Origin of the sequence: Hwanghaeella sp. LZ110, assembly GCF_048892525.1 — a bacterium.
Lineage (GTDB): Bacteria > Pseudomonadota > Alphaproteobacteria > UBA8366 > Aestuariispiraceae > Pacificispira.
Genome location: NZ_JBLZHT010000001.1, coordinates 60791 through 86203, shown reverse-complemented (window position 1 = coordinate 86203; position 25413 = coordinate 60791). Strand labels below are relative to the sequence as shown.

At 54.0% G+C, this 25413-nt stretch carries 27 protein-coding genes; 17 read left to right on the top strand and 10 right to left on the bottom strand.

What is annotated here, in order from left to right:
- Positions 1-235 precede the first annotated feature (235 nt).
- The gene (locus ACOSDM_RS00425; protein WP_420722487.1) at positions 236-784 is read left to right on the top strand and encodes a TIR domain-containing protein; all 549 of its coding nucleotides are present in this window, start codon (positions 236-238) and stop codon (positions 782-784) included.
- 40 nt (positions 785-824) lie between these two features.
- Here ACOSDM_RS00425 and ACOSDM_RS00420 read toward each other — a convergent pair whose 3' ends face one another.
- From ACOSDM_RS00420 to ACOSDM_RS00405, 4 genes are read right to left on the bottom strand one after another with little or no spacing between them, the layout of a single operon-like run.
- Positions 825-1499: a uracil-DNA glycosylase gene (locus ACOSDM_RS00420; RefSeq protein WP_420722486.1), complete on the bottom strand. Its 675-nt coding sequence runs from the start codon at positions 1497-1499 to the stop codon at positions 825-827.
- Positions 1500-1504: 5 nt separating this feature from the next.
- Positions 1505-2665: a nucleoside triphosphate pyrophosphohydrolase family protein gene (locus ACOSDM_RS00415; protein WP_420722485.1), complete on the bottom strand. Its 1161-nt coding sequence runs from the start codon at positions 2663-2665 to the stop codon at positions 1505-1507.
- On the bottom strand, positions 2629-3267 hold the full coding sequence (locus ACOSDM_RS00410) for a hypothetical protein (protein ID WP_420723120.1): 639 nt from the start codon (positions 3265-3267) through the stop codon (positions 2629-2631). The genes ACOSDM_RS00415 and ACOSDM_RS00410 overlap by 37 nt, the downstream gene beginning before the upstream one ends.
- 8 nt (positions 3268-3275) lie before the next feature.
- Entirely contained in the window at positions 3276-3749 is a 474-nt protein-coding gene (locus ACOSDM_RS00405; protein WP_420722484.1) for a TIR domain-containing protein, read from the bottom strand.
- A 99-nt stretch (positions 3750-3848) separates the two neighbouring features.
- Here ACOSDM_RS00405 and ACOSDM_RS00400 point away from each other — a divergent pair, with 99 nt between their 5' ends.
- Entirely contained in the window at positions 3849-5093 is a 1245-nt protein-coding gene (locus ACOSDM_RS00400; protein ID WP_420722483.1) for a hypothetical protein, read from the top strand.
- A gap of 3 nt (positions 5094-5096) precedes the next feature.
- On the top strand, positions 5097-5954 hold the full coding sequence (locus tag ACOSDM_RS00395) for a hypothetical protein (protein WP_420722482.1): 858 nt from the start codon (positions 5097-5099) through the stop codon (positions 5952-5954).
- A gap of 212 nt (positions 5955-6166) precedes the next feature.
- Here the strand turns inward: ACOSDM_RS00395 and ACOSDM_RS00390 are convergent, their stop codons facing one another.
- Positions 6167-6772 carry a recombinase family protein gene (locus tag ACOSDM_RS00390; RefSeq protein ID WP_420722481.1) on the bottom strand — a complete coding sequence of 202 codons (606 nt, stop codon included), beginning with the start codon at positions 6770-6772 and terminating at the stop codon, positions 6167-6169.
- 327 nt (positions 6773-7099) lie between these two features.
- Between ACOSDM_RS00390 and ACOSDM_RS00385 the strand changes: the two genes are divergently transcribed.
- Entirely contained in the window at positions 7100-7660 is a 561-nt protein-coding gene (locus ACOSDM_RS00385; RefSeq protein WP_420722480.1) for a hypothetical protein, read from the top strand.
- A 5-nt stretch (positions 7661-7665) separates the two neighbouring features.
- On the opposite strand, the gene ACOSDM_RS00380 is transcribed toward ACOSDM_RS00385, so the two are convergent.
- On the bottom strand, positions 7666-8592 hold the full coding sequence (locus tag ACOSDM_RS00380; RefSeq protein WP_420722479.1) for a hypothetical protein: 927 nt from the start codon (positions 8590-8592) through the stop codon (positions 7666-7668).
- Positions 8593-8764: 172 nt separating this feature from the next.
- On the opposite strand from ACOSDM_RS00380, the gene ACOSDM_RS00375 reads away from it, so the two are divergent.
- Entirely contained in the window at positions 8765-9973 is a 1209-nt protein-coding gene (locus tag ACOSDM_RS00375) for a hypothetical protein (RefSeq protein WP_420722478.1), read from the top strand.
- A gap of 43 nt (positions 9974-10016) precedes the next feature.
- Here ACOSDM_RS00375 and ACOSDM_RS00370 read toward each other — a convergent pair whose 3' ends face one another.
- From ACOSDM_RS00370 to ACOSDM_RS00360, 3 genes are read right to left on the bottom strand one after another with little or no spacing between them, the layout of a single operon-like run.
- A complete protein-coding gene (locus tag ACOSDM_RS00370; protein WP_420722477.1) occupies positions 10017-10316 on the bottom strand; it encodes a type II toxin-antitoxin system RelE/ParE family toxin in 300 nt (99 codons plus the stop codon).
- The gene (locus tag ACOSDM_RS00365; RefSeq protein WP_420722476.1) at positions 10316-10549 is read right to left on the bottom strand and encodes a type II toxin-antitoxin system ParD family antitoxin; all 234 of its coding nucleotides are present in this window, start codon (positions 10547-10549) and stop codon (positions 10316-10318) included. Before ACOSDM_RS00365 ends, ACOSDM_RS00370 begins: the two co-directional genes overlap by 1 nt.
- A gap of 57 nt (positions 10550-10606) precedes the next feature.
- A complete protein-coding gene (locus ACOSDM_RS00360) occupies positions 10607-11323 on the bottom strand; it encodes a hypothetical protein (RefSeq protein WP_420722475.1) in 717 nt (238 codons plus the stop codon).
- Positions 11324-11512: 189 nt separating this feature from the next.
- Here ACOSDM_RS00360 and ACOSDM_RS00355 point away from each other — a divergent pair, with 189 nt between their 5' ends.
- From ACOSDM_RS00355 to ACOSDM_RS00320, 8 genes are all read left to right on the top strand, one after another.
- Entirely contained in the window at positions 11513-12007 is a 495-nt protein-coding gene (locus ACOSDM_RS00355) for a hypothetical protein (RefSeq protein WP_420722474.1), read from the top strand.
- On the top strand, positions 12004-12333 hold the full coding sequence (locus ACOSDM_RS00350) for a hypothetical protein (RefSeq protein ID WP_420722473.1): 330 nt from the start codon (positions 12004-12006) through the stop codon (positions 12331-12333). Before ACOSDM_RS00355 ends, ACOSDM_RS00350 begins: the two co-directional genes overlap by 4 nt.
- A gap of 3 nt (positions 12334-12336) precedes the next feature.
- Complete coding sequence (locus ACOSDM_RS00345; RefSeq protein ID WP_420722472.1) at positions 12337-13944, top strand: type IV secretory system conjugative DNA transfer family protein; 1608 nt, start codon at positions 12337-12339, stop codon at positions 13942-13944.
- Positions 13941-14258 (top strand): hypothetical protein, encoded by a 318-nt coding sequence (locus ACOSDM_RS00340; protein ID WP_420722471.1) that lies wholly within the window; start codon positions 13941-13943, stop codon positions 14256-14258. Before ACOSDM_RS00345 ends, ACOSDM_RS00340 begins: the two co-directional genes overlap by 4 nt.
- A 12-nt stretch (positions 14259-14270) precedes the next feature.
- Positions 14271-14603: a hypothetical protein gene (locus tag ACOSDM_RS00335; protein WP_420722470.1), complete on the top strand. Its 333-nt coding sequence runs from the start codon at positions 14271-14273 to the stop codon at positions 14601-14603.
- A gap of 132 nt (positions 14604-14735) precedes the next feature.
- The gene (locus ACOSDM_RS00330; RefSeq protein ID WP_420722469.1) at positions 14736-15116 is read left to right on the top strand and encodes a hypothetical protein; all 381 of its coding nucleotides are present in this window, start codon (positions 14736-14738) and stop codon (positions 15114-15116) included.
- Positions 15109-16770 carry a recombinase family protein gene (locus ACOSDM_RS00325; protein ID WP_420722468.1) on the top strand — a complete coding sequence of 554 codons (1662 nt, stop codon included), beginning with the start codon at positions 15109-15111 and terminating at the stop codon, positions 16768-16770. The genes ACOSDM_RS00330 and ACOSDM_RS00325 overlap by 8 nt, the downstream gene beginning before the upstream one ends.
- Before the next feature lie 160 nt (positions 16771-16930).
- A complete protein-coding gene (locus tag ACOSDM_RS00320; protein ID WP_420722467.1) occupies positions 16931-18553 on the top strand; it encodes a DUF6538 domain-containing protein in 1623 nt (540 codons plus the stop codon).
- A 404-nt stretch (positions 18554-18957) separates the two neighbouring features.
- Here the strand turns inward: ACOSDM_RS00320 and ACOSDM_RS00315 are convergent, their stop codons facing one another.
- The gene (locus ACOSDM_RS00315) at positions 18958-20223 is read right to left on the bottom strand and encodes an amidohydrolase/deacetylase family metallohydrolase (RefSeq protein WP_420722466.1); all 1266 of its coding nucleotides are present in this window, start codon (positions 20221-20223) and stop codon (positions 18958-18960) included.
- A gap of 252 nt (positions 20224-20475) precedes the next feature.
- Here ACOSDM_RS00315 and ACOSDM_RS00310 point away from each other — a divergent pair, with 252 nt between their 5' ends.
- The 4 genes from ACOSDM_RS00310 to ACOSDM_RS00295 are packed head-to-tail and all read left to right on the top strand — an operon-like array spanning position 20476 to position 25378.
- Positions 20476-22854: a xanthine dehydrogenase family protein molybdopterin-binding subunit gene (locus ACOSDM_RS00310; protein WP_420722465.1), complete on the top strand. Its 2379-nt coding sequence runs from the start codon at positions 20476-20478 to the stop codon at positions 22852-22854.
- Positions 22851-23678, top strand: coding sequence for an FAD binding domain-containing protein (locus ACOSDM_RS00305; protein ID WP_420722464.1), 828 nt, complete (start codon positions 22851-22853; stop codon positions 23676-23678). The genes ACOSDM_RS00310 and ACOSDM_RS00305 overlap by 4 nt, the downstream gene beginning before the upstream one ends.
- Positions 23675-24841 (top strand): 2Fe-2S iron-sulfur cluster-binding protein, encoded by a 1167-nt coding sequence (locus ACOSDM_RS00300; RefSeq protein ID WP_420722463.1) that lies wholly within the window; start codon positions 23675-23677, stop codon positions 24839-24841. The genes ACOSDM_RS00305 and ACOSDM_RS00300 overlap by 4 nt, the downstream gene beginning before the upstream one ends.
- A 36-nt stretch (positions 24842-24877) precedes the next feature.
- The gene (locus ACOSDM_RS00295) at positions 24878-25378 is read left to right on the top strand and encodes a MarR family winged helix-turn-helix transcriptional regulator (RefSeq protein WP_420722462.1); all 501 of its coding nucleotides are present in this window, start codon (positions 24878-24880) and stop codon (positions 25376-25378) included.
- The last annotated feature ends 35 nt before the right edge of the window (positions 25379-25413 follow it).

Below are 25413 nucleotides of genomic sequence, written 5' to 3'. Positions count from 1 at the left end.
TGGCGAAGAACGGGGTAGCAAGGGCAAGGAGGCTCCGAACGAGGCTCCGCGCGCACTAGCAAAGTGGGCGTGGATACGTTGGGATGCCTTGCCCGCGCGAGGGCAGCGCCCTTAGTGCCTCATGATCAAAAGCTAAAACCATAGTGCAGCTCCCGCTACAGTATGGTAATCAATAGAAACTCAATCGGAGAGAATGTTGTTCGTGTGCGGAAGCTCAAACTCAAGGTGAAAAGAAATGTCTAATATCCGACACAAGTGTTTCATTTCCTATCACCACGAAGATCAGGATGAGGTAGATGAATTTATCCGAAAGTTTGACCATGACAAAGATGTATTCATCGCACGCGGTCTTGGCGAGGAAATGGCCTCGGATATCATAAATAGTGAAGATACGACCTATGTGATGAAGAGAATACGAGAGCTGTATTTGAAGGACTCCACCGTAACGCTTGTAATGTTAGGAAAATGCACCTGGGCGCGTCGCTATATAGATTGGGAAATCCAAGCATCTCTTCGAAATGGTGAGACCGTGACGCCGAATGGCCTGCTTGGTATCAAACTTCCAAGCTATTCAGAGACAAAAGGTATGTTCCCTAACCGGCTTAATATAAACTTAAAGCAGTCTGACGATCAGAAAGACTGCTATGCAAGGTATATGTCGTACCCATCTCGTTCGGATACTCTTTCTAAGGCAATTGACGCCGCGTTCGAGAGGCGATCAACGCACGTTAAGTGGATCAACAACCCGCGAGAAAGGTTCAAGAATAATCGGCATTGCGAATAAGACACGCGATAAATAAATTTAGAAGAACCCCTTCACCCGATCACAAAAGCCTCTCAGCTTTGTTTTGTACATCGATAGAATAAAGTTCGGAAGTTTGCCTGATAAAAACAGAATGACCTCCAAAACTAGGGTGTCTAATACTATGAATTTCCTGTTTCACTCCTAATTTTCCGGCCACCTTTGCAGCATCATTGCCGAGAGCGACGATAGCATTAGGGGCAAGCAGGTCGATAATCTTCTGTAAAATTCTTACACCAAACTTCCTTTCGACAGCATTGTGAGCTCTGTTCTCAAACACACTGCCTGACGGATAAGGATGGTAAGGAAACACATTCCATAAAAATATTGGATCGTCGATCTTTCTAAGAACGTCCCAAATAACCGAAGCGGTACGCTCTTTCATCGGATGGCCTGCAGATGGCCGTTCGGCAACCACAGACCAACGTTGTGTGTGTTCCCAAAAACTAACATCGTCCGTTAACGCAAGGCCGGTTCTTCGACCACCTCTGTGTCCTAAATCTCGCCCGATCCATATTGAATCCACGCCCCCAGACGAAGCGGCATATAAGATTTCTCGTAGTAGCTCCGCTCTAATCTTAGGGGCATCATTTTTGTCAAACACTTCACATCGATCTTTGTACGGATTAAAGGTATTCGGAAAACTAGTATTTTGGAGATCAGAAATTATGATATCTACTTCGTGTTTCTTATTCATGAAAACTAACCCTTAAACTCTAATCGTCGACGTTTTCGATCCCCGACTATCGTGCCACCTTCTTTTGCACGAACTTGTCTGAAAACGTCGTAACCTTGTAGTATCGCATCTTCCCATAATTTGTAGGGACAAACATCGACTTCGTAACCACGCACAAAATTTCGAACAGTTTTTAAAAGCCCGAGTGAAATCTTACCTTGGCCTTCAAAATAATTAAGGTCTTTTGCATATGAAAACACATATGCGGTCAGCCCTTCTTCGATTACAATTGGGCGTCCACTGTCCTCCGCCTCGTCAATCTCCGCTTTGCTCTTTCGCTTGTGTCTTATCAAGGCACGAAACACAGGAGACCAATGCAAGACTGCCGCATGCGCTAAGTGAAAGACGTCATGGAACCGATATCCGTCTTTATCTCTGTGATTATCGGTAAGCGGGTCCCCAATGTAGACGCCATTCATTCTGAGGTATGATTTTCCGCTCGCCCGTTGTGTAATCTCAATCTCAAAATTTTCTGGCAACTTTTCCTCAGATGGAAAATCTTCATCGAAAGTTGGCAAGCGTTCTAACGTGGGCTTCAAAAAACTGCCCCTCGCTTTTTCAACATTCTCCTTAATGATTTGAGCTAGAGAAATCTTGTTTGCCTGAACCGCCATCAGATATGAGGCGACAAACGAGACAATCCGGTCTTTTGCATCCGGATCGTCTAGTTCAATCGTTAGTAGGTTGGAAGCCGCTTGGCCCAATGAAACTAAAACTTCATCTATACTAGCCAAACTTGGAAATTGGCGAACTTCAGCAATTGGTGAATCTGCTGTACTGCCCGCAATTATTTTCTTATCAAGTTTATGACTGGAAATCACTTCTGCTACAATAGATTCCAAACTTATACCAAGTCTTCTACATAACGCAGCAAGGTACCAGAGTGTGTCTCCAAGTTCTTCGCGGGCCTCCCGCGTAAACGCAGTAAAGACGTCTCCGCCTTCGCGATGAAGTTTTTTAGAGGTTGCCATGATGCTCCCGACTTCACCGTAAAGACCCATTACAACCGGTCGGATTTTTTCGGGTGGGAGCTCATCGGTATCAACAATGGCCTTTTCATACTCAGAAATCGAAATATCGTTTAAGATCATTAGAAATACTTTCGTCTGTTGTTCCTGTGTAGCCAATCCCAAGGTTCTCCACGCAGCCCTGTCTCAGGAAGAGTTTCAAACCACTCCTCAAACGCCGCGATGATTTTTAGATTTTTTTTTCGCCTGTAACCGATCCCTGTCATTACAACCGGAAATTCACCATCTGGCTGAAATCGATCGGGAAGCCTATCGCCCTGGGCGCCGCAATATATGAAACGATCACTTACTAGTACGCGCTGAACACTAGTATCTCGCCTTATATGATCATGGTTTGGCGTACCGTTTGGGTTGCTATGGTATGAGTTTAACTGCTTCCACCCCATTTCAATTGGCTCGTATATGTTGTCGCCTGAGGCCACCATCAAACCACCGTATAAGGAGGCTCTTTTTCTCTTGAACCGCGAGTCGCTCCAATACTCCGCAGTCGACGGTGTTTCGGAAACGCGCATTGCGAAAACCAAATGACCTCCTCGATTGATCGCTTTACTCGCACTACCTGTTCCAACAATCCAGTCGCCCTTTTGCGCAGCTTTACGAATGTCTGGCTTGCAAGTCGCCAAGGTACAAAAGCCGAAAAAGGGATTGGGCGCGAAGCCGCTATCGTAGCGTACAACGTATGAAAACAGGCTTTTGGGCATATCAGTCACTAACACGGATGCCGTCGTATCGGGACTTGCTCACAGCGCGAACCATCGGGGTTTTGGAATTCGTTGAAGTCACCATTGAGTGCGTCAATGATCTTACCACTGTTCCAACCCACAATTGCATTTCCAAACTTTGTTAAGGCCTCTGGCACCTCACAGCCGTTGCTACCCTGCTCCCATACACCAACTACTGTTTTGTCGCATTTATTCGCATATTCTATTTCACGGTTAACCCACTCACTCTCTTTCGTGCCGGGCGTTATATAAACGATCATAGCACCTGCCCAATCTATGCGTGGTTTCAGGATACTATTCCAAATGTAGTCAGGATTCTTAGCATTGTTCGGCTTGTCAGAGTTTATTGATCCGTCACGAATATCTATTCCATTTTTATTCAAAAGGCTTTTTACATTATCGAGTCCGGCATCGTCTTCATGCCGATGGCTGATAAATACATTCTTGATTTCGTTCGGCATTTCTGCCCTCGCTTTTTCGAGAAGATGCAAAGTTAGATTAGCCTTAAGTTTACACTAAATTTGAGATATTATCGAGTCTTATGCACCAGGAGCGGTAAAATGTTGCCACCAGTCATAGAGTTGTATGTCCTCTGGCATCCAGGCGATGGAGAGGGAGAAAACGTTGCGAATATGCTCATTGAGCATTTCAGGGGGCCATGTTTCTCCGGGGTCATCGGTGGCGGAGTTCAAATTTCTACTAGAAGCGTAGGATGGACTGACGATGACTCACCGCCGCGACCAATTTACGGCAGACAGAATCCTGCGCCTAATGGAATACGACCTGCCGAATTTATTGCTGTTATTCCTGTCTTGGGGCTTGGCCTTGCGGAAGCTGTCGAGGACGAGAAGTCAGAGTGGCACGACTACGTTCAGAGTATTGTTGACTTTCAAAGCGCAGATCCGGATCGGTTTGCGATATTCCCTTACAGCGTTAGCCGACAGGCAACAAATGGCACTTGCTTGGGGAAGCTTGTTTCAAGGTTTCAAGCGTTGGCAGCCGGCAACGTTAACAGGTTCGGAGAAAGCAGGGAGAGTGCATTAAAACGCGACCTTACCCAGTCACTAGCCCAATTCTTGGGAAATCAGAAGGAGCGTCTTACCGTTTTTATTAGCCATACAAAGCACGGCTCGGACAAAGAAGGGGCTTCTGTAGAGGCCTTAATTGACCTTACACGAGATGTGCTCGCAAATACGCATTTGGCGGAGTTTTTTGATGCGAGTGATCTTCAGCCCGGCGAGGACTGGGATAAAGTGCTCCGGACGCACGCAGGAAAATCTTCTCTGCTTGCAATTCGAAGTGACCTCTATGCGAGCAGGGAGTGGTGTCAAAGAGAAGTCGTTATTGCAAAGAACTCTGGTATGCCTGTTATCACCATAGATGCCATTGGATGGGGCGAGGAGCGTGGTTCGTTCTTAATGGATCATGTTCCTAGAATTCCGGTTAGAAAACTAGAGGACGAATGGGTTGTTCTTGATGTCGTCGCTGCGCTTAATTTGCTCACAGACGAATGTTTAAAGCGTGCAATTTGGGTCCACCAACGACGATTGGCGGAGGAAGAGGGTGGCTTTCGTGTGGCATGGTGGGCACCGCATGCTCCGGAGTTGTTAACCTTAATTGAATGGATTGATCTCAATATTGAAGATTTAAAGAGGGCTAAGGGGGATTCATTAAGGATTCTCCATCCTGATCCACCTCTCGGGCCAGAAGAGCTAAAAATTCTACAAAAGCAGGCAAAACTCAGCGCGCTATCATGTGAAATTGACATAATGACCCCCCGATTGCTTGCGGCAAGAGGAGGATAGAGAATGGATGTTGATGAAGATAGAGAATTACTACCTCAAAATGCACTTAAGGGGGTATCTGTCGGGATCTCGGTTTCCGAAAGTGCCGACCTATCGCAGCTTGGGTTAGTCGAGAATCATTTTCGGCTTGCCATAGCTGAGATTGCTAGAACGGTATTGGTTTCGGGAGGTGATATCTTTTACGGCGGGCATCTTAGGCCGCACGGATACACTGTTTTCTTGTTAGAGGAACTTCAAAAATATGGGCGCCGAGATCGACCACTAAAGGTTTGCCTTAATTGGGCAGAGCATCAACTCTTGTCGGACGAAGAGTTGGAGGTTCAACGCGAAAACCTAGGTCTTTCTGGAGAACTTATCTTTCTGAGCGCCGATGATAGCCCGGTTCAATTGACGCGACGCACCGAAGATAGACCAACAGAATTTTCAGCCGATGAAAAGACTCAGGCACTCTCTGCCCTTAGGCGGTTTCTGGCAGAAAACACTAGGGCTCGCATTGTACTTGGTGGAAAACGTGAAGGCTTCCAGGGTGCTATACCAGGCCTTATAGAAGAGGCACTTTTCTCCGTAGAATCAGGGAACCCCTTATATTTGGCCGGCGGTTTCGGTGGAGTTACGCTTGATCTGCTCGAAGCTATCAATCCTGAATTGGTTTCATGGTTTCCGGCGCGAAACACAGAGCCCGACGAACGACTTCAAAAAGGAATTTCTAATTTGAGAGAAGCTATCGAACGCACCGGATGGCGACTTGATGGGAATGGATTAACCAATGAAGAAAATGCGCTATTGGCAGCAACCTACCGTCCGAGCGAGATAGCCGCTCTTGTAGGACTCGGATTAGGACGCCTAAATCTGCGCGATTGAGTGTCCTGAAAGCGCTTCAACGCTAAAATCATCTCGTCATTCAGTTTGTCCAATCATCTTAATCGGCGCGGGGGATGCAACGGGGGTGCGCAGCGACCCCCTTGCCGAGGATCGCGAAGCGACCGCAGACAAGAGGCGTGGGTATTACCCACGCACCTCTTGCGCGTAGCGTGTTCTTTCTAGTGTTGTCCTTTTGGGTCGTTTCTCATCCATCACGCCGCCTCCCGCACATCTGCCCGATCAAGCGCCCTGTCCACCGTGCGCGGATGAACGTCGTACCGCGCCGCTATGTCGTTCGCGGTGAGTTTACCAAGGGCGATCATCTGATGCGCGATCATGGCTTGTTCGATTGAGAGCTTTCTCGGCCTGCCTAGCCGCTTTCCCTTCGCCCGTGCGGCGTCGAGCCCGGCATGGGTGTTCTCCACGATAATCTCGCGGGTGAATTCGGCCACGGCGCTGAAGATATGGAATACGAGCTTGCCGCCCGGCGTGGTCGTGTTGATGCCTTCGGACAGTGAGACAAAATGCACGCCCATGTCCTGAAACCGCACCAGTAGGTCGGAGAGGTGAAGGACGCTCCGCCCCAAGCGATCGAGCTTGAAGACGATGACGCTGTCACCGGGGCGCAGCGCCTTCATCAGCTTATCAAGGCCGGGGCGGGAGCTCTTGGAGCCTGACACCCCGAAATCCTCAAACACCATATCACAATCAATGGCTTTCAGCGCCTCGCGCTGCATGCGGAGTTTCTGGTCTTTGGTGGAAACACGGGCATAGCCGAGCCTGCGCCCGGAACAGTCGATTTGCGGCCAAACGCTCATATCGCACCACCTTTCACGGCAGAGAGGGACGGGACAAAACCCATCCTTTTTGTCAGGCGGCGTTGAGTGCGGTTTTTCGGGGATGTTCGGATCGCCCGTAAATCACAGATTGGCGGATTTCCGCAATTTTTCAAGATTGTATTCTGTAAAATCATGATTAAATCTCCTCAATGACAATAACGATGGATTATGTCTGCCAAAATACACAGTCACGAACAAGATAAGAGTACGCAAGAATCCACACGTTTCTTGCATTTTTATTATAATAAGCGTATAAATTACGCATGTTTAATTTATTTGAGAGTCGGTTATTCAACCGAAAGGACAATGAGCATTGCAAGAAAGACATTTGAAGGTGTCAGAAACCCGATAGCCGCAGCCGTCGCGATGGCGGGCGTATCGCTAGCCTCCCTTGGTAGCGCCGCACAGGCGGGCGATGTGCAACCCGTGGCAGCAGGGATCGACCGCACCGCCATCGAGAAATGTGTCAATTACATGGAGAACGTGGACTATGAGAAGCGTGTCTTCGATTATCACTCCCCTTGTCGCAGTTTGACAGTAGGCGATGTCGCAAGTGGCATGAATCCGAACGAACGCGTTCTATTTACTTTTGATGAAGCCTCACGTCGTGTTTACGCGATTGGTAAGGCCAAGGGTAATGATGCCCTCCACTGCTTGGATAAAGAGTTCCTCAAGTTTCCAACCAAAGACGGGGAACGCGAATTCACACGCGGTTTCAAGGGACTGATCAAGATCATACACAGTGCCGCCAACAATGGTGGCTTACAGGACATTGCGGCGGCGCGTGTTCAGAATGGAGTCGATTGGGTCGCGAGGAAGGCCTGCGGCGTCGATCCGTCTGGTGTGACTACGGCGTCGTTGGAGTAATAGCTCTACATACCAAAGCCAGGCAGTTTAGGCGGCGTTAGGCTTGCGAGATTAAAGTCATCTGGTGATGAAGGTTCTAGATCACCTGATTTCGCAGCATCTACCTCGTGCTCGTGGGCAACCTCAAAATCATCACCAAAGAGTGATTCCATGTTGGCTGCGTCTTGATCAATGGCGGCAAGCTCTTCCAATTCACCACGTAACTCTGCTGCGGCTTCCGCAACTTCTGCATCAGAAAGGGCTTCTTGTGTCTGCGCATTGGCCTGGAGCTGTTTTTCAAAGCCCGTCGCCAAAGTCTTGTTTGAATCGAGCACATCCTGAAGGTCAGAGAGCGGTTTATCACTAGCAGCAACATCGTCGGTGGTATCCATGATGTCTTGGTAGTAATCCATACGGCGCTTGGCTTCGTCGATGTCGTCCTGACTGGCGCCCTCGACCTTAAGACGGCGGTATTCTTCGGCGGCCTCGTTGTACATCTCGGACGCCTTGTCGCGCACCTCGCCGAGGGTGGTGTCAGTCGGACCGTTCCCGAAGTCTAGTGCAATCGGCTGCGCGTAGGCAGCAGCAAGCGCCATAGCCATGAAAGTTGCACGCTCTGTGCGGTTCCGGTTTTCAGCGCGCGCGGCGGCGGCATCCTTTTCACGGCTGATCGCGCCTGTAATCTCGATGCGCCCGCTTCGTGTGCCCGCCAATTCCGCCATACGGTCTTCGTTGAGTTTGTGCCCGTCAGCCGTCAGCGCAGCGTTCCGGCGCTGAACCTCACTGGCTACGCCGTCCAACATCACTTCGTTACCATCGGCGTCGATGATGGCGATATCGTCTGCTTGTAAGGAAGACTCTGCAAAGCCCTGCGCAAGGACGGCGTTATCGGTTGGCCGGTACTGCTCCGGCACCGCTTCGCGTGCTCTTATCGCTTCGTCAGAAATCCCCATTTTGCCCCTGTACATCAAAAGATTTTTTGTTTGACCTTTACTGTACATATTGTAATAGTGGCACATTAATTCTGATATAAATTATGAAAAATACAAATAGAGATAAATTTTCTTAAAAGTTTATATACTTCTAATTTATCGCGACCTGATGTACTATTACGTCAGACCTAGTATGACTTCAGATTTTTGCGAAATTACCCCTGCGATCCGCCAGAAACTTCATGACCTCCAACGCGAGACCGGAGTTAGCCCCGAAGCGTTGATTGCCGAGGGAAAGCCCAAAGGCGCGCTTCCCGGCGCGCAGATCGTACGAAGTTGGATGACGGGTTATTGTACCCACGCTGATCGTCGGCAGCTTGAAAGATTGATCGCCGCGTGGAAAAGCCTGCCGCGCCTGGAGATGGTCAAGCTTGATGAGAGCCTTCGAGGGAGCCTGCGCGATTTGATCAAACGGAGCGGCACTCCCTTATCCACTTTGCTGCGCGGGCAGGATTGCCCCGTGCCTGAGCGATTGACGGCCGCAGGCCTCCGGCGCCTGCTTGGCGGATACGAAACCCTCGTCCGGAAGGATCGGTATGATTGGCTTGTATCGCGTTTGAACACCGTCATCGCGGAGAGGAAAGACATTATCGACCTCACCCCGGAGCGAATTGATGCCCTATGGAGGGAACGCGAGCGCACAGGGGTTAATCCGACGGTTCTGCTTAGCATTCCAGAGGACGGCGTTCCCGATGGTTTGAGCGTAGCGGTGGTATTCTCTTGGTTCAGCGAGACGACAAAATCGGCGCGGCGGGATCACTATGAGTTTATTCTGTCTCTCTGGACGTCCTTACCGCCGGAATCGGCCCAACGCTTCGGGCCAAGAATAGGCCGCGTGCCGCTTACACAGAACATCATGGGCCAGATGCAGGCGCTTCGTGATAAGACCGGGCTTGGTCCGGCGGCGATGTTGCGTCTAGCAAAGATGCACAGGTTCGATATCCCGAGGCATGCCACGCCTACGGTGCTGCATCGATATCTGACGGGGAAGGTCAAGACTGTGGAGCCGGAGGTGGTCGAGTTCGCCAAAAGGGTATGGACCTTCGCGCTTGAAAACCGAACCCCAAGGGTGTCCGGTTGGATGCAGGCACGAAGGGCAGCCAAGCGAGAGGCCCGCGCAATTGTGCGTGTCACAATTACCACCGCAAGGCGCGACGCGCTGATTGCTGAACGGGCGCGAAGCGGCGTCGGGCAGTCGGAGTTGCTAAAGACCGCGCAGGATGTTCCGACTGGGCTTCGGGCAGGCCTAATCTCGGCTTGGATAAATGGGTACGCGCAAAGTGCGCGGAAGGACTACTACGATTGGGTTCTGGCGCAGTGGCGGGATTTGCCGAATGCGTGACGGAAAATCATAAGGCAGCAGGGGTCACTGCTGCGTTTTCTCTTTATCCACTCGATAACTGCGCAGGCACGTCCATGCTTTCATGCAGCACCCGCACGATCAGGATTCCATCTTCCTGCGCCGTGTAGACGATCAGATGCTTTTCGTAGGGGTGAATGCGCACGGGCGGGTCGAATTCGCCCCGTTCTGCGGCAAGTAGGGGAGAGTCGGCCAACCGCTCGAACCGTGCCTCCATGCCTTGCAGATAGGCGCGGCGTTGTTCCTTACCCCATTGCTGCTGTGTATACAGGCCGATTTCGCGGATATCGCTCTGCGCCTTTTTCGTGACGCGATAGGAAGGCATCAGCGGCTATCTAAGTCCGACTGAACCGCCTCCATACTGAAATCCTCCGCAACGCCGCTTTCCAGTCCCTCGGTGATCAAGGCCTGCATCTGGGCGCTGCGCGCCGCGCGCTCTTGATCGCGGCGGATCAGATCGCGCACATAGTCGCTTGCGTTGCTGTAACGCCCTGTGCGGGCTTGTGCCTCAACCCAATGTTTCATCGGATCCGGTAAAGATACGTTCATGGTCGCCATGTCATCCTCCATATATTTTAGAATGACATATTTTGACAAAGATTGTCAATTTTCAGGTTAAAGCGGGTCTTTCAGTAAGTAGTGACGCAGCCCGGTCAGTAGGATGTTCTCGGGAAAGCGATGCAGCTTACTATGCGTTCTCAGCGCGAGCAGATCCTCCTTTTCTAGCAAGCGGGGCATTTGCTCAACGATGGCATCAAACCGGCTCAAAAAGGATGCCTGTTGTTCGAGAAAGCCTGCCTGATCGCGATTTGCGGCTATCCAGTCCGCGATCTCCCGAAAGATCAAAATCGCCTCGACGGTTTTAGGCGGATAGTGATCTTCCGGTTGCCCGTGCATGGCAAGCGTACAAAATGCCCGCACCGCGCATTCGAATAGCTCATCCGTGAACCGCTCGCCCTTCTTCAGTCGAAAATCATGACGCCGGACATGCGCGGCATAGGTTTCGCTTCTGGCGAGCTCAGCTAGGAACCTCCGCCCCCGATCACCCAACTTTCCACCGTCTAGAAGAAATCGCCCGGCACCGCCAAACTCATACGGGTCGCTTATCGTAGCGGCAATGAGACGATCTCGAAAACCACTGTATATAGTTCGGACGGTTTTTACGGAAATCCGGGTTTCGGAGGCCGCTAAAGCCGCAGGCTTGTCTTCCGAGAAGGCCTCTAGCACCTGCAAAAACTTGTACTCGGAAAGCTTGGAATGCCGATGAAATCGGTTGCGCGGCGGCTTCTTCGCGGCCCGCTTTTTAGATTTATGCAGGGCATTTTTTTTCATTATTTCAGAACCTTAAAACAAAGTTCTTCACGCTCATCTTCCCTAGTCGATTTTACAGCTTATTGAAACAGCGCTACATCAGAAAAACACCCTTTCAAATCTCCTTTCAGGTCAACGCCTATCGATTTTGCACGGGAATCCGTCTCGGCAAATCGGTGGACGTAACGGCCTATGAAAGGAGACAGGGTTATGAAGCGTCGCATGATAATGCTGACTTCCGTGCTCATTGCGGGGGTCATGCTGAGCGGGTGCAACTCCGAAGAAGAGCGCCAAAGAATCCGCGAACACGAAGCCCGCATCGCGGCGGAACAGGCGCGTCAGCAGCGGATTTTGAATCAGCACATCGCCGATCTGAACGCGGAGACGGCGCGCCGTCAAAACGTGCTCGCGGCGGAGACCAAGCGCGATTTCAACCGCCAAATGTCGATGTTGGGACGTTTCGCGGCGGTGGTCGCGGGGATCGGCGGGGTCGTCGCGTGGGTCGTCTACAGCGTCCGCCGCCTCGGTGAAAAACACACCGAAGAGCGCACCAAGCGTCACGAACAGAACCTCAAGGCGATTGTCAGCGATCCGCACATTTCGCCGGAGCAACGCGGCGAACTTTATGGCCGTGCCATTGAGGCCGCGAACAAGGGCGGCACGCCGCTCATCAGCTATCACCCCAATCAAGGAGGCGCAGCATGACCAATCCCTTCCCGAATTTCTCCGGCCCGCAAGGCGGCGGGGGCGAAAGCGGCCCGCCGGGACAAAACGCATTGGGCATCCTGCTCGCGGGGTGCGTGGCGTTTTTTGTCACGCCCTATGTCTTCGAATGGATCGGGCCATTTGTGGAGCGACTCGTCTTAAATGCTTACGGCTCACGTGAGCTTGCGGACCTGATGTATTGGTTGAGTTTCGGGCTGATCGGTGGCGTACTATTTACCGCCGCGCGCCTATTCTTCTGGTACGTGCTTGCCGCGTTTGTCGCCTACATGGCGCAGCGCGCGGTCATGGGTTCCATGGCGTTCTGATCCATGGCGGCCTTCGTCGACAACTCCTTGCTGCCCTTCGGCTCGTCGCGTTTCAGCGGGCCGGAGGAGGCAGCAAAGGCGGGGCTGTTTACCCGTGAGCCTCACTCTCTTCTGGTGGGGTTCATGGGCAATCAGCCGCTCTGGTATTCCGGTATGGGCGGGTTGCTCACCATTGCCGGGGCGCGTTCCGGCAAAGGTCGGGATTTGCTGCTCTACAACATCTGTCAGGGTATCCATGCCCCGACCATGATCATCCTCGATATCAAAGGCGGGGAACTGGCCGCGATATCGCGGAATCAGACAGCGGATCGCAAGTTCTGCATCTGTTGGAACCCGCTAAAGCAACACGGCCTGCCCGCGCACCGGATCAACCCGCTCGATTACATCTGCGCGGACAATCCGGTTCTGGTCTCGGACACGAAGACGTTTCTGGAAAACGCCATCCCCGACAGCGGCGCGCCGCACGGCCGCTACTTCGAAGGGCGGGCGAGAGAACTCTTGGAAGGCGTGTGCCTGACCAGCGTCAAACGCGATGGGGTGCTCACCTATCCGGCGCTTTACCACGCCATCAACCTGATGGTGCGCGGCGGCGATGACTGGCTCGATTTCGCCTTCGAGATGTCCGAATCCGGCTTCGATATCGCCGCGCGGGTCGAAGAAGAGATCGCCGCTTCGCGCAAGGACTCCTCCGGCGGCTTCAAGGGCATTCTGGGGGAGATCACCTCGGCCTTTTCCTGCCTCTCCGATCCGGTGCTTCTGGACTCCGTTTCCCCTCCTTATGACTTCTCCTTTTCCGATCTGGTGATCAGCGATCAGGCCTATAACGTCTATCTGATGCCTGATGCCAACTTCGTCGAGGCATGGAGCGCGGTCATCAAATCCATGGTCGTCGCCGCGCAGGTCTATAAATCCCGCGCGCCTTCCGCCCCGCGCCAGACATGGGTGATGGATGAACTCGGGCAACTCGGCAAATTCCCCCTCGCCGTGAAGGCCTATACCCGCGATGCCGGCACCGGCATCCGCATTTGGGGTGTGTTCCAGTCGGCGCAGCAGATGCGCGCACTTGCGCCCGATGGGGATACGATCATCCCGGCCTCCGCCGCCTATCAAACATGGTTCGGCGTGCGCGATAGCGGGACGGCCAATCACCTCTCCGCCATGATCGGCACTGAGACGCTGAACTTCGAAGACAAGCATGCCATGGAGGCCGCGCGGCACGCCCGCGCCCAGATGGCGCAAGCGGTCATGCAGGGGCGTGACCCGTTCCGCGCCGCCACGGAGCTCGCGCATCAAACCCGCCTCGCGCGCATCCCCAAAACCGTCGGCAGACCGCTCCGAACGCCCTCCGAGCTTTTGGGTATGCCGGGCGACAAAATGGTGGTCTTCGCCGATGGCCTTTCTCATCCCCTTTGGGCGGATCGCAAACCCTATTACGAACAGCCGCAAATGGCGGGGCGCTATCACCCGTCGCCGTTCTTCCCACCCGAAGATCGCGTTCAGATCATGACGCGGCGCGGCCCCGTCTGGCGGCCTGTCATCGTCGAGCCCGTGCCGCGCGCCTTCGCGCATTACCCGCAATACGCCAACGGATATTGGAGCCGTATCGGATGACCAGTTTCGCCAAAACCCAATCGCCGACGCCCATCGTGGCGCACTCGCCGCGTCAAAGCTTCGAAACCGCCCGCGAAAGCAGTTCGTCCGCGCCGGGGCGCGGTTCGCAGATGGTGCAGCAGGATCAGCCCGTACCCAAGCCGCGCCCGTCCCCCGACCTGGCCTTCGGCCCGGATGGCACCGCGTTCTCCGCGAAGTGGGACAAGGAGGCGCAGGACGCACGCGATGCCCGGAAAGCCGCCTTCATCAGGGAACGCACCGACCCTGAAACGGGCGGGCATATCCGCACGCTCAATAAAACCTTCAACCGCTAAAAGGAAGTTACGATGTCTGAACACGATAATGACAATACCTCCGGCCCGCGCCCCGAAGCCACCTTGCGCGATGGCAGGGTCAAAGCCTCGATCTGGCGCAATGAAGCCGAGGGCGGGCCTTTCCGCTCCACGACGTTCGCCCGCACCTACGAAGACAAGGACGGCAACACCCGCGATGCCCACAGCTTCTCGGGAACCGATCTTCTGAAGGTCTCGGAGCTTTCCCGGCAGGCCTACAACAAGTCCCGCATCCTCGACCGCGAAGAACGCCGCGAAGCCTTCAAGCAGCAGCGGGACGCGGAGAGCAAGGAGCGCCCGCGAGGGCGTGACGATCGGAACCGCTAATCCCGCACACGGATGTATGCGCCTATGGAATTCCGCCTCGAAATAGGATATTATTCCTGTTTTGTTCCAAACAGTCGCACGGAAAGGAGGCAAGGCGGAATAAGCAACACTGAACCATAAGGAGCCGCCGCCATGACCGCGCACAAAAACAAGACCGAGTTCAACACCAAGACCGCCAAGCAAGGCCCGCCCGCCACGGGCGGCGGGGCCATGGAGTTCGATCCGGCGGAGTTCTATCACTTCCTCGGTGAAACCGATTGGCCGGACGACAAGAAGGCCGAATACATCACCCTCATCTGGACCATCGTCTGCGAGTTCGTCGCGCTCGGCTTCGATGTCCATCCGGTACAACAGGCGCGAAATGCCTGTGGAAAACAACCCGAAACCCGCACAGAGTCCGCCTTTTCGGACGATGATCTGCTAGACTGTTCATACAGTGATCTGATTGGAAAATTCGTCCGCCTGAGCGGGGCTGAGCCCGGCGCGGGTGAGAAGGGAGTCATGGATGAATAGCCTTACCAGTGCCCGCCCAACCAAGGCGCTGATCTACTGCCGGGTCTCGGGCAAGAAACAAACGAAAGACGGGTCGGGGCTCGACAGCCAAGAATACCGTTGCCGCCAATATGCCGAGGCCAAGGGTTACGATATCGAAGCGGTATTCCCCGATGACGTCTCCGGTGGTGGGGATTTCATAAACCGCAAGGGTATGGTCGCGCTACTCGCCTATCTCGATGCCCGCCCGGACGAGCGCTATGTCGTCATCTTCGACGATCTGAAGCGCTATTCCCGCGATACGGAATTCCATCTTAAGCTCCGCCGCGAGATGAGCGCGCGCGGCGCGGTGCGCGAATGCCTCAACTTCAATTTCGAGGACAGCCCCGAAGGTCAGTTCAACGAGATTATCTCGGTGGCTGCCGGAGAGCTCGAACGCCTGCAAATGGGGCGTCAGAACAAGCAAAAGGCCATGGCGCGCGTCGAACAAGGCTATGCCGTCAAATCCGTGCCGCCCATCGGCCTCAAATACGTTCCGGCGAAGGGGGGCGGCAAGGTGCTCGTCCATGACGAGCCGCTCGCCTCCATCGTCCGCGAAGCCCTCGAAGGCTTCGCCTCGGGGCGCTTTCAAAGCCAGTCCGAAGTGAAACGCTTTCTCGAAGCGCAGCCGGAGTTCCCGAAGGACTTCCCGGACGGGCGTATCCGCCAGATGCGGGTGAAGCGCATGTTGGAGCAAATCATGTATGGCGGCTATGTCGCCGCGCCCGCATGGGGCATTTCCATGCGGGACGCCAAGCATGAGGGCATCGTCAGCAAAGAGACCTTCTGGCGCATCCAAGACCGCCTGAAAGGCCGTCCCGTGATGGCTGCGCGCAAGGATATGAACGCGGATTTCCCGCTGCGCGGCGCGATCACCTGCTCCTGCTGCGGCTATACCCTGACGGGCGGGTGGAGCAAGGGCAAGTGCAAGCACTACGCCTATTACTTCTGCCACCATCAAGGCTGCGATCAGCGCGGAAAAACCATCCCCGTGGCGAAGCTTCACGGGCGGTTCGAGGAGGTGCTAAAGGCGTTGCGGCCTTCCAAGTTCTCGCTCGGCCTCGTCATGACGCTGTTTGCCAAGGCATGGGACGACCAAACCGCCCGATTGGCGGAGACCACAAAACTCTACGCCACGAAAGCGCGGGAGCTCGAAGCCGAAATCGACAAGGTGGTGGATCGCATGATCGAGGTCACGAATCCCCGCGCCCTGAAAGCCTTCGAAGATCGGATCGAAACCTTGGAACGAGACAAACTTCAAGCCCTCGAAAAGGCACGGAAAAAGCCCGCGCCAACGCGCCCGTTCGCAGAGATGTTTGAACTCTCCCTGCGTTTTCTCGCAAACCCTTACGATTGTTGGGAAAAGTGCGGCCCGGACGCCCGCAATATCGTGATCAGATTAGCCTTCGACGGCCCTCTAAACTACACCCGCGAAACAGCCTATTTGAACACTGAAAAATCAAATGTTTTTCGGATGTTAGAGAGTTTCTGCACGTCGAGAGAAAGAGTGGTGCCCCCAGGGAGACTCGAACTCCCACTTCCGAAGAAAACAGATTTTGAGTCTTCTAGCCATTCACCTTTTTTCTGGACTCGCACAGGAATCTGGTACAGGTTTCAAACAGGTGCGGAAACCTAGAGTTCGCAACCCACTGATACTGCTAACTATTCGAAACGAGCGTTCTTCTCCCCCTCTCTCCGCCATACATCCTCTAAGCTCTTGAAACCTAAAAAGTGATGATAGTCAGCCACCTACAATAATTGCCGTTGGTACAAAGAGGTGGTACAAAGTCGCTCAAATGAGCGGCCTTACGAGACATCCAAAGACCCACGTCTACCTGCACCGACGAGCGGTGCCGAAACCGTTGAAGGCTGCCCTTGGTCGCGGCGAGATCAAGAAGTCGCTTGGAACCAAAGATCGACGAATAGCAGAGATTCGGAATCATCAGGTCGGCGCACTCGTTGCCGAGCTTCTTGAAGAGGCGCGAGACGCGTCGCGAGGCGCTCAGTTGAAGCAGGTTCTGGATGACTTCCTGACGGCCGAGCTCGGCGACTGGGACTACTCGGTATTCCAACGCCGATTGCATCGGGCTGTTGGTAAGGAAGTCATCTATCAGGACCAGATCGACCGATGGGCCGACAAATGGTTCGAGACACTTCTGACATCCGGTGATGTGAATGTGCGCTACATCAATCACGAACCAGGCATATTGATCGATGGCCTATCCAGAAGGCGGGCAGAGCAGCTAGTCGAGAGCTATGTGGAGGATACAGGCCTTAGCCGGACGTTCGAAACGGACGCCAATGCGGCATCGCGATTTCGCAGGGCGTGCTTCGGTCTCCTTAATGTGCACTGCGAGGCCGACTATGGTGGCTCTGCGGATTTCAACACGCCTGGTTCGTCTGCTCCGATCGGCCCCCACCAAACCCAGTTGCTGTCGGCGTCGGCGGCGCCGACACTCAACGAGGGCTTTAAGAAATACCTGGCGGATGCAAAAGTTCGCCCGCGGACGGAGCTAGACTGGTGGACGGCCTGCAACCGTTTCATAGCGTTCCTTGAGAAGGACCCACCTATCACGGCCATACGGCCAGAGGATGTCATCGCATTTCGGGATGCTTTGGCGAGTTTCCCACGCGCCCTGCCGGGCAAGATGAAGAATGCCTCGTTCCATAAAATCTGTGAGTATGCTGAAGCCTTCGATCTCCAGCGACTGTCACCAAAGACTGTCAACAAGAACCTCCACGCTATTGCCGCATGCTATAGCTGGCTGATCAAGAACCGATACGTCACGGACAACCCGGCACGCGGCATCCAGGCGACGGTGAGCAAATCCACCGAGGATGAGCGGCTTCCATTCTCGAATGATGACCTCAAGCTGATCTTTGACCCGAGGTATCCCAAGCGATCGGCATCCGCAGACTATTGGGTGCCCTGGATCGCCCTTTATTCAGGTGCACGCATTGAGGAACTCGCGAAGCTCAAGGTGGACGACGTCGAAGGTCTGGAGGAAATCCCCTTCTTCCACATCCGAGGTCTTTTGAAGAACAAGGTTTCCGTCCGGCGTTTGCCGATCCATTCAGCACTGATTGAGAAAGGATTGGTCGAACACGTTAGGAAACGCGGTGATGCAGGCCGCCTTCTATTCAACGATGTTGGGCCGGACAAATACGGAATCTACTCCGCGAAACTGTCGAAGCGGTTTGGGAAGCACCTGCGTGCTGTTGGAATCGCAGATGAACGTAAGGTCTTCCACTCATTCCGGCATCTTTTCAAGGATGCCTGTCGAGATGCAGGCGTCCCAATCCAGGTTCAGAATGCGCTCCTCGGGCATACATCAAAGGCCGTTGGGGAGGGCTATGGGCAGGGCTTTAGCGTTCGGAAGCTGTCAGAATGGATAGGGAAGATCAGATATTCAATATAGCGGTTCAACTCTCCCTGAAGTACGGCATTGCCCGTCTCAAAGGGGTTTCCGAGGTGCCTCCGAATTCCAACAATCGTGGTGGACCACCAGTACGGGGCATGCCAATGGTGGAGGACGACGATTTTCCTACCCCTATAACTGAGCTACATTTCCCAACTCTTGCTCATTATCAAACAGGGCATTTCCTACAATCCCAGCCTGATCGCTTGCTTCCTATATGCTTCCTAAAGCAAAAGCCCCTAACGTATTGAGTTAGGGCCTTAAAGTTTGGTTGCGGGGGCTTGCAATCAACTTTACTTGTTGGCTTTTAAGTCACTTGCTTCCCTAAAACCACCCGCCGTCTCTGTTTAGGAAACAAAGGCTGTAAGGCATTGGTTTGGATCGCCCAATTTCTAGGCATAGGCTTAAGCTACAATAGCATCGGGCACGAAGACTGAGTTCGAGTCGAACCGTGTGCCGGCGCGAAGGCAGAAAGCGGGTCGGACCAGTTTTTCTGCAACGACACTTTCACCGCTATTGTCTGACAGCTTAAAACGACCCGTCTCGATCTTAAGAACACTGATATCCGCCTCTCGACCCACAGCAATGCTGCCAAGTTGATCTTGCATCCGAATGAGTGTCGCGGGATTGCTGCTGACCATCGCGATCACCTGTTCCAGCGGAACACCCAGATGCAGCAATTCTGACATGGCAATTGTCAGATTAAACGGTGCGACCCCAAAGAAAGGATTTTCCGCGCGATCAGACCGGTCCGTGGAATCTGGAATAGCAACATTATAGCCATGCATATCCGCCCCTAAGGTGAAGGGGACGATACCGGCATCCAGAACACGTCGCGCCGTTTCAAAACTGAAATGTGATCCATGTCCAACATCTACTTTGATGTTCTTCTGATGTACTGCTTCCAATAGGATTGGATGAATTTCCCCGGTCTCAGAAACGAACCCTCCGGGATGACGCGTAAACGGATGCGCCAACACATCCCCTTCCTTCATCAGCGGTACCAGTTCGTGAATCAACTCATCGGGTGACGGCATTGGCGCTGTATCACTGGTCGGCCAAAGCTGACCAAGGTGGATATAAAGCGGCAGATTGGTCGCTGTTGCAATTTCTTGCCCGATCTTGATGACATCCATTCCCCACCGGGACTGTCCCCCAATCTCGGCATGCGCCTTCACGCCTTTAACCAAGTCCAGATTGTCGCGCGTCACCTTGATCGTATGGTCTGCATTCACGCCATTGGGGCCATAGAGTTCGGGATAAAGATGCCCCTCCAGACCGCCAACAAGATAGGTCGAGATGAAGGCCAGGACCCTGCTGATTGAAGGCTGAGCGATGAAGTTCCGAAAGCCACCAATTGTCATGCAACTGGGGCCACCCTGATCAATCAGGGTGGTCACACCCGAATAGACACCCACGAGATCCGGCGAGAGACCAAACTTTCCTGTCACATGTTCATATACATGCGCATGGGTGTCGATCATGCCTGGAATGACGTGATGTTCGGATACATCAATCCGCTCCGCTGTCGGGGCGGCGGCAAGAGTGTCGCTGACCGCTGCAATCACGCCGTCGCGGATACCGATATCATACCGCCCATTCAAGCCGGAAGCGGGATCAATCAAAGTCCCATTTTCCAATACGATATCATAGGGCTTCACATCGCTCATCGCGGGTATCCTTTATCCTTTTCCGACACGCTTTGGATGAAACATATCGCGCCGTGTTGCCGGGGAAAAGATAAAAGTAGTAATAGCGAAAATTATATCTACACATATTCTCTGAAACCCTTTACCGTTGCGATGTGCAGTGCAATATTTGACTGTATCAAAGATTGGCATCGAAACGCTTTGCAGAGCATTGATAGCACGATCAAAGCCCCTCAAACTCGAGGGTCCTAAAGATACAAGGAATGGGGTGAGATGGAGAAAAGTCTGGATGCCAAAGAGCAGGGATTGGGCATCGGCGCCCGCCTTGAGCGGAAAGAAGATGATCGCTATCTGAATGGCAAAGGCCGTTATATCGCCGACATGCGCCTGCCAGGCATGCTGGATCTCGCCTTTTTGCGAAGCCCGATGGCGCACGCACGAATTCTGTCACAAACAAAACCTGACACAACCAAAAATACCGTGTTCTTTGCCCGTGATCTGGAAGGCGTTTCGGGTATTCGGGCGGTGTCTGGCCTGCCGGGGTTTCGACCCTCAACACAACCCATTCTGGCCCATGATAAAGTGCGCCATGTTGGGGAACTGATCGCAGCCTGTCTTGCCCCGTCGCGCGCCCTGGCCGAAGATCTGACGGAGCAGATTGATGTCACCTTCGAGGAGCTGTCCGCTGTTCATGACATGACCAAGGCACGCGACAAGGATACCGCCCTGGTGCATGAAGACTGGGACGAGAACGTCTTTCTAGAAAGCGCTGTTGATATAAATTTTGAGGCTGCGGTCGAACAGGCGGATGTGATTGTCCGCCGCCAATTCAAAACAGCCCGGCAATGCATGGCCCCTATCGAAGGGCGTGGCCTGATTGCCGCCTGGGACCGAAACCTAGAAATCCTGACCCTTCATTCGGCAACGCAAATGCCGCATATCGTTCGCACTGGACTGTCGGAATGCCTGAAACTGGATCACGGCCAAATCCGGGTGATCGCACCCGATGTGGGCGGAGGGTTCGGGTATAAAGGAATCCTACTGCCGGAAGAGGTATGTGCCTGTTTTTTGGCCATGAAGTTGGACAAACCAATTCGCTGGATTGAAGATCGCCGTGAACATCTGATCGCCGGTGCCAATTGCCGGGAGCATAGCTATGAGATCACAGGCTATGCAAAAGCAGATGGGGAATTGCTGGCGGTAGACTGCAGCGCGATTGTTGATTCAGGGGCCTATTCTAGCTATCCCTTCTCCGCCTGTCTTGAGGCCGCCCAAGTCGCCAGTATTTTACCCGGCCCATATCTGATGCAGGGATACCGCTGCAAGACGTGGTCGGTCGCCACCAACAAGCCACCAATCCTGCCTTTTCGTGGCGTCGCACGAACGGGTGTTTGTTTCGCGATGGAGGTCCTGCTGGACAATATTGCGCGCGAATTGAAGATTACGCCTGAGGCCATTCGCCATCGAAATTTGGTGCGGCCAGAACAAATGCCCTTCACCAACATCACCAATAAGTTCTTCGACAGTGGGGACTATACCGAAGCCTTAAAGCGCGCCGTTTCCGCGATCGACATGACGGGCATCCGCGCCGAACAGCAGTCCCAGACCGGGCGGACACGGATCGGAGTGGGCCTGTCAATTTTTTGCGAACAAGGAGCCCACGGGACGTCTGTTTATCATGGTTGGGGCATTCCGATGGTGCCAGGATTTGAGCAGGCCATCGCGCGCCTGACGCCTGATGGCGGCCTGGAATTGCGCGTTGGTGTACACAGCCATGGCCAGGGTTTGGAAACAACCCTAGCGCAGATTGCCAATAGTGAAATCGGGATCGACCCGAAGAAGATCAAATTGGTCCACGGGGATACGGCCTACACGCCCTATTCCACAGGAACCTGGGGATCACGCTGTATTGTCATGGCAGGCGGGGCTGTTGGCACCGCATGCGTATCTCTGGGAGAGCGTATCAGCAAAATCGCGGGCCATCTGCTGCAAGCCGACCCTGCTGAAATTGTTCTAGAGAACGGCATGGCACGCGTCGGTACCAGCGCGATCAGCATCGAGGAGGTCGCAAAAACCTGGTACTTGAAACCGCAACTGTTGCCCGATGACGTTGACCCCAGAGGACTGGAAGTGGTTGAGGGGTATAAGACAGTCAAGGATACCGGAACATTTTCCTATGCCTGCCACGCAGTGAAAGTGGAGGTTGATCTGGATCTGGGCCATGTGCGCCTGCTGGACTATGTCATCGTTGAAGATGCCGGAACCATGATCAATCCCATGGTGGTTGATGGCCAGGTTTACGGGGGCGCGGCCCAAGGCATTGGCACCGCCTTGTTTGAAGAGATGTGCTTTGATGCATCGGGGCAGCCCTTAGCCTCGACCCTGGCGGATTATCATTTGCCGCTTGCCTCCGACCTTCCTGCAATCCGGATAGAACATATGGAAACCCCGTCCCCCCTGAGCCGATTTGGCCAGAAAGGGATTGGGGAAAGTGGCGCCATTGGGCCGCCCGCCGCCATTGCCAATGCGGTCAATGATGCCCTGTCTTTTCTTGGTGCGGAGGTGTCGGAAGTGCCGATCACCCCAGAACGGGTTCTGGCAGCAATTGGACACGCCCAAAGCGGCCAGACAAAATCAGGGGACGCAGCATGAAACCAGCCCCGTTCAATTATGCCGTCGCACACTCTCTGGACGATGCCCAGAAAGCATTGGCCGGGGGGCAAAACAAACTCGTGTCCGGCAACCAATCACTAGGCCCGATGCTAAACCTGCGACTCGCGCGACCGACAGGGCTGATCGATATTGCCCAGCTTTCAGACCTGCGTCAGGTCGAAGATTTTGGCGATCGCGTGCGATTTGGGGCAGCCACCACCCATGCCGAGATTGAGGATGGATTGGTGACAGATCCGACCGGCCATTGGATGCGCGATGCGGCCGCCAATATCGCCTATCGCGCGGTGCGCAACCGCGGCACGATTGGAGGCAGCCTGGCCCATGCCGACCCAGCGGCGGATTGGGTAATTGTGATGACCGCGCTGTGTGCGACAGTCCTGATACGCGGCCCGGATCAAGGCGCAGACTTGCGTTCCCTGCCCATCGAAGACTTCATCACGGGACCCTATAGCACGGGCCTAGGCCCCGATGATGTCCTGACCGCCATTGACGTGCCGCGGCCCGGCCAGAACGCGCGATGGGCCTATTGGAAATACACCAGGCAGGTTGGCGAGTTTGCCAAGGCCAGCGCCGCCATTCTGAGCGATCCAGAGAATGGGAGAGTGAGGGTAGCAATCGGCGCCCTTGGCCGTGAGCCTGCCATTTTGTCCCAGCCTCAGGCCCTCCTGGAGGGACAAGTATCCCCAATAGAGGCCCTGCAAGACGCGATCCCGGATCACCCCGTTGAAACACTGAACTTGCATGCGGTCGCCCTGTCACGGGCCCTCGCGCAGCTTGAAGAGCGCAAGGAGAACGACGCATGACTGACGCAACGATCCAACTGATGGTGAATGGAACGCCCGTCTCCCAAACTGCGGAACCACGTACCCATCTCGCTGATTTTCTGCGCGAGGAAATGCTGCTGACAGGAACCCATTTGGGATGTGAACAAGGGGTCTGTGGCGCCTGCACCGTGTTCGTAGATGGCAAACCGACACGGTCCTGCATCACCCTGGCCGCCGCCTGCACAGGCGCAGAAATTCGCAGTGTCGAAGGGTTCGACGAGGATCCCCTGATGCGTGCCTTGCGCACCGCGTTCAAAAAACATCATGGTTTGCAATGCGGCTTTTGCACCCCCGGAATGCTGGTCACGGGATATGATATCGTCCGGCGACTGCCCAATGCAGATGCGGCACGTATCCGTAAAGAACTGTCCGGGAATTTATGCCGCTGCACCGGCTATGCAGGGATCATCGCCGCGATCACAGACGTACTGGAAAACGCCCCGCCAGAAGCGTCGGTTCAACCGCATGCCAGGGCACAACAACCTGAATCGTCGGCTGCGACCAGTTTGCTAGATAGCCAGGATACGCCCTCACCACAGACCGCCAAGGGCGATGCGTCGACGACCATACCAGATCGACACTCGCTTGAAGGGTCACCAACCCTGTCGCGGACGCTAACCTTCGATACGCCGGCCGCCGATATTTGGAACATCCTGTCGGACCCCAAAAAAATAGTCTCCTGCATTCCCGGCGCGCGCCTAGACAGCGCGACGCAGGACGGCAAATTGCAGGGGCAATGCGCTGTCTCAATGGGGCCGATAAAAGCAGCCTTTGTCGGCACTGCAAAAATGGACCTGAAGGATGCAGAAAAATCGGGACATGTCATCGGCCGGGGCCGCGACAGCCTGAGCCGATCTCAATTGGATGGCATGCTGGATTTCCACGTCACACGGTCCGAAACAGGGGACACGGTCTTGAGCCTGGACATGACCTACAAACTTACCGGCACACTCTCTCAATTCAGTCGTCCCACTTTAGTCGCCGAAATTGCTGACCGAATTCTCGTGCAGGTGGCAAGCGCAATTGAGGCCCGCGCCCAGGGGAAAGAGCCCGATGCAACGGCACAAACCAGTCTGAATGGATTGTCGCTTCTCGCCTCCGTATTTAAGGGGTGGTTCAGAAGAGTCTTGTGGTTTCGCTAACTTCCATTCACTCTTTTGAAGGGGAAATTTATAACAATGACATTTCAATTGGTTCAAAAAATGCAACCCAATGACAATCAGAAAAGTTCAACAGATCCTTGGCGGGATGGCTCACTTACGTCCAGACCCGGTGTTTTAATTCGACGCCTGCATCAAATCCATACAGCGCTTTTCGCACTGGAATGCGGGGATCAAAACATCACACCGGTGATGTATTCCGTTTTATCCGCCCTGCAACAAACTGGCGCTGTCGACCAAACGACCCTGGCCAATGCGGTCGCGATCGACAAAACCAACATGACCGATATCCTTGATCGCCTAAAAAAACGGGGGCTTATCAAACGGCGCGTGTCGTCCAGCGATCGTCGCATTCGCCTGACCACGCTGACCGATGACGGCAAGGAAATGCTGGCCATTCTGGATGAGCGGGCAAAGCGCGCCCATGAGCGCACCATCGAGGCACTGGCCCCACAAGACCGTGTTCGGTTGATCGAGATGATGACGCAAATCATCGACGCAAACAGCCCCACAAGCTGACAACAGCCAGATCGCGTCAATCATTTCAGGAGCCT

Excerpts from the sequence above, each read along its gene's own strand:
- ACOSDM_RS00410 (WP_420723120.1), bottom strand. The coding sequence starts at position 3,267 with ATGCCCAAAAGCCTGTTTTCATACGTTGTACGCTACGATAGCGGCTTC.
- ACOSDM_RS00305 (WP_420722464.1), top strand. The coding sequence starts at position 22,851 with ATGAAACCAGCCCCGTTCAATTATGCCGTCGCACACTCTCTGGACGAT.
- ACOSDM_RS00370 (WP_420722477.1), bottom strand. The coding sequence starts at position 10,316 with ATGCCTTCCTATCGCGTCACGAAAAAGGCGCAGAGCGATATCCGCGAA.
- ACOSDM_RS00295 (WP_420722462.1), top strand. The coding sequence starts at position 24,878 with ATGACATTTCAATTGGTTCAAAAAATGCAACCCAATGACAATCAGAAA.
- ACOSDM_RS00325 (WP_420722468.1), top strand. The coding sequence starts at position 15,109 with ATGAATAGCCTTACCAGTGCCCGCCCAACCAAGGCGCTGATCTACTGC.
- ACOSDM_RS00300 (WP_420722463.1), top strand. The coding sequence starts at position 23,675 with ATGACTGACGCAACGATCCAACTGATGGTGAATGGAACGCCCGTCTCC.
- ACOSDM_RS00330 (WP_420722469.1), top strand. The coding sequence starts at position 14,736 with ATGACCGCGCACAAAAACAAGACCGAGTTCAACACCAAGACCGCCAAG.
- ACOSDM_RS00320 (WP_420722467.1), top strand. The coding sequence starts at position 16,931 with ATGAGCGGCCTTACGAGACATCCAAAGACCCACGTCTACCTGCACCGA.
- ACOSDM_RS00350 (WP_420722473.1), top strand. The coding sequence starts at position 12,004 with ATGACCAATCCCTTCCCGAATTTCTCCGGCCCGCAAGGCGGCGGGGGC.
- ACOSDM_RS00335 (WP_420722470.1), top strand. The coding sequence starts at position 14,271 with ATGTCTGAACACGATAATGACAATACCTCCGGCCCGCGCCCCGAAGCC.
- ACOSDM_RS00345 (WP_420722472.1), top strand. The coding sequence starts at position 12,337 with ATGGCGGCCTTCGTCGACAACTCCTTGCTGCCCTTCGGCTCGTCGCGT.
- ACOSDM_RS00340 (WP_420722471.1), top strand. The coding sequence starts at position 13,941 with ATGACCAGTTTCGCCAAAACCCAATCGCCGACGCCCATCGTGGCGCAC.
- ACOSDM_RS00355 (WP_420722474.1), top strand. The coding sequence starts at position 11,513 with ATGAAGCGTCGCATGATAATGCTGACTTCCGTGCTCATTGCGGGGGTC.
- ACOSDM_RS00315 (WP_420722466.1), bottom strand. The coding sequence starts at position 20,223 with ATGAGCGATGTGAAGCCCTATGATATCGTATTGGAAAATGGGACTTTG.
- ACOSDM_RS00395 (WP_420722482.1), top strand. The coding sequence starts at position 5,097 with ATGGATGTTGATGAAGATAGAGAATTACTACCTCAAAATGCACTTAAG.
- ACOSDM_RS00380 (WP_420722479.1), bottom strand. The coding sequence starts at position 8,592 with ATGGGGATTTCTGACGAAGCGATAAGAGCACGCGAAGCGGTGCCGGAG.
- ACOSDM_RS00425 (WP_420722487.1), top strand. The coding sequence starts at position 236 with ATGTCTAATATCCGACACAAGTGTTTCATTTCCTATCACCACGAAGAT.
- ACOSDM_RS00385 (WP_420722480.1), top strand. The coding sequence starts at position 7,100 with ATGAGCATTGCAAGAAAGACATTTGAAGGTGTCAGAAACCCGATAGCC.
- ACOSDM_RS00360 (WP_420722475.1), bottom strand. The coding sequence starts at position 11,323 with ATGAAAAAAAATGCCCTGCATAAATCTAAAAAGCGGGCCGCGAAGAAG.
- ACOSDM_RS00310 (WP_420722465.1), top strand. The coding sequence starts at position 20,476 with ATGGAGAAAAGTCTGGATGCCAAAGAGCAGGGATTGGGCATCGGCGCC.
- ACOSDM_RS00390 (WP_420722481.1), bottom strand. The coding sequence starts at position 6,772 with ATGAGCGTTTGGCCGCAAATCGACTGTTCCGGGCGCAGGCTCGGCTAT.
- ACOSDM_RS00420 (WP_420722486.1), bottom strand. The coding sequence starts at position 1,499 with ATGAATAAGAAACACGAAGTAGATATCATAATTTCTGATCTCCAAAAT.
- ACOSDM_RS00405 (WP_420722484.1), bottom strand. The coding sequence starts at position 3,749 with ATGCCGAACGAAATCAAGAATGTATTTATCAGCCATCGGCATGAAGAC.
- ACOSDM_RS00375 (WP_420722478.1), top strand. The coding sequence starts at position 8,765 with ATGACTTCAGATTTTTGCGAAATTACCCCTGCGATCCGCCAGAAACTT.
- ACOSDM_RS00400 (WP_420722483.1), top strand. The coding sequence starts at position 3,849 with ATGTTGCCACCAGTCATAGAGTTGTATGTCCTCTGGCATCCAGGCGAT.
- ACOSDM_RS00365 (WP_420722476.1), bottom strand. The coding sequence starts at position 10,549 with ATGGCGACCATGAACGTATCTTTACCGGATCCGATGAAACATTGGGTT.